Here is a 1797-nt window from a genome sequence, read left to right as displayed (position 1 = left end):
CCGCCTCCTTTTGACTTCTAACGTTTCGCTTAAGCCGCGCGGCTTGCCGCGTCGGCTTCAAGCGATGGTTAGGCTTTCGTTCGCTCCAGGAGCTGCCGTGCCTTCTCGAGCCATTCGGCTAACTTCGCGGGCCCAGCACCTGGGGCGTGTGGTTGACTGGGGTACCGCTCCAAAATATTTACTTCGTCAGCGTACCGCCGCTCTTTTCTATAAAGGATCGCGAGTTGCTCGTAATACCAGGGAGCAACACCCCAACCGGCGCCGTTCTTCCGGGATTCAGCTTCCGTTTCCTCAACGCAATCTTGGAGGAGAGCAATTGCCTCATCGTGCCGCTTGTCCCGCTTAAGCTGCTTTACCTGCTCAACGGCATCAGTGTAGTGCTGGCGCTCTTCACTTTCCTCAGTTCCTTTATAATCACTTATGCGAGCCTTTGGACCGACGATCTGGAACAGGATTTCAACGAAACCTCCGTCACTGACGTAAGTTTTTAGAAGGCGTGGCTGGGCGTCCTCGACGAACCCTCTCTCGACTAGGGTGTTCGCAACTTCCTTCGGCACGTAGCCAAGCAGCGTACGCTTCGTAAGAAAGATGCCCTTGTGGCAACCGATTAGTCTGATCGCGTTCTTATCGTATCGATTCCCGGGCTCCGGCTCCCATTCCAGAGCTCTCTGCTTGCCGCGCGCAAACCGCGCCGCACCCGCCTTCCGATGGGTTAGGCCAGCCACCTCAAGTCGTTCCTCGTAGATCTGGAAGCCGTCCGGTATCGGTGGTAGGTGGTAATTTGCTCTGGTCATACCCTCTCCGTGAAGCCTAACGCCTGGCGCAGCAGGCTAATCGGAGCCATGCAGAGGCGGAAATTTGGTCTGTCTGCCGCCACTTGTTAGCTTCTTCTTTTAATTCTGGCATTGGCTGCAACTGCTCCTTCCCCATAGAGTAAAAAGCTGTGATCTTCAGGTGCTTCAGGCCACCGTTCATGGGGCACGCTGTTCAGATAGATAGGTAATTCTATCTCTGCTTCTGGGTCTGCGTTTCCCCATCGGGCTAAATCTGCGAACTGAGGGTACTCATATCCAGATGGACTATCCCAGAGAACGAGAAAAGCAACAGGAAAAAACTTCATTAGCCAAAATACGGCAGCATCCTGTGCCCTGAGATCTCTGATGGCAGAGTCTCTTATTAAAATTTGAGTCTTATACGGGTAGACCCAATACTTTATCCGCAGTCTTGAAGGCATTGGGAGAGATTCATCCAAGAACCACTCCATCATTTCATCGCTGCGATCGCCTTCGTGAAACCTATCGACACCCACAGCGGAAAGATGACCAAAAACGGCGCGGGCAATTTTCCCTGGCTTTCCGCTAACATACATTACGCTAGGCAACTTTATGCTGCTGGTTAGGTAAGATTTAATTCCTTGCGTGAAATCATTAAATGCAAGATCGCAATTCAGTCCCAAGGCGCTATTGTTGCACCTTTTACAGAGAGTTCTGAATTTGACTCCATTCTGAGATATTCGGGGCTTTGGTCCCGGCCTATCAGCACCTAGAACGGAGGTTAGGTGGTTAACCTCCATTTGTGTCACCCGCACAGATCCTTTTGGGGGCGTATGGTCTTCTGTGAGCTGACCAAACTCTCCACAGATATTACATCTGCCTTCTTTCGGCCCGCGAGTCAAAAATCGTTTCAACGTGCCCCCTTAAGCTAACGCCTTGCTTACCGGTAAATTGCGAGTGCGGCAAGTAATTTATGATCTTCCCCCGATAAAGTGGGCACGCTTCGTTTCACGCTACCATTCTC

At 51.7% G+C, this 1797-nt stretch carries 2 protein-coding genes; both read right to left on the bottom strand.

The features are described from left to right. Positions 1-68: 68 nt before the first annotated feature. Positions 69-794: an HIRAN domain-containing protein gene (locus tag ISO4_RS16780; protein ID WP_194856977.1), complete on the bottom strand. Its 726-nt coding sequence runs from the start codon at positions 792-794 to the stop codon at positions 69-71. An 86-nt stretch (positions 795-880) separates the two neighbouring features. After that, on the bottom strand, positions 881-1573 hold the full coding sequence (locus ISO4_RS16775; protein ID WP_194856976.1) for a hypothetical protein: 693 nt from the start codon (positions 1571-1573) through the stop codon (positions 881-883). Positions 1574-1797 lie beyond the last annotated feature (224 nt).

It is taken from the genome of Alloalcanivorax venustensis ISO4, from assembly GCF_015356855.1.
Taxonomy (GTDB): domain Bacteria; phylum Pseudomonadota; class Gammaproteobacteria; order Pseudomonadales; family Alcanivoracaceae; genus Alloalcanivorax; species Alloalcanivorax venustensis.
Note: the sequence above shows the minus strand (reverse complement) of the source record. Positions and strands in the feature narration are given on the sequence as shown.

Bases quoted from the DNA above. Each gene is read 5' to 3' on its own strand.
- ISO4_RS16775 (WP_194856976.1), bottom strand. From the start codon at position 1,573: ATGGAGGTTAACCACCTAACCTCCGTTCTAGGTGCTGATAGGCCGGGA.
- ISO4_RS16780 (WP_194856977.1), bottom strand. From the start codon at position 794: ATGACCAGAGCAAATTACCACCTACCACCGATACCGGACGGCTTCCAG.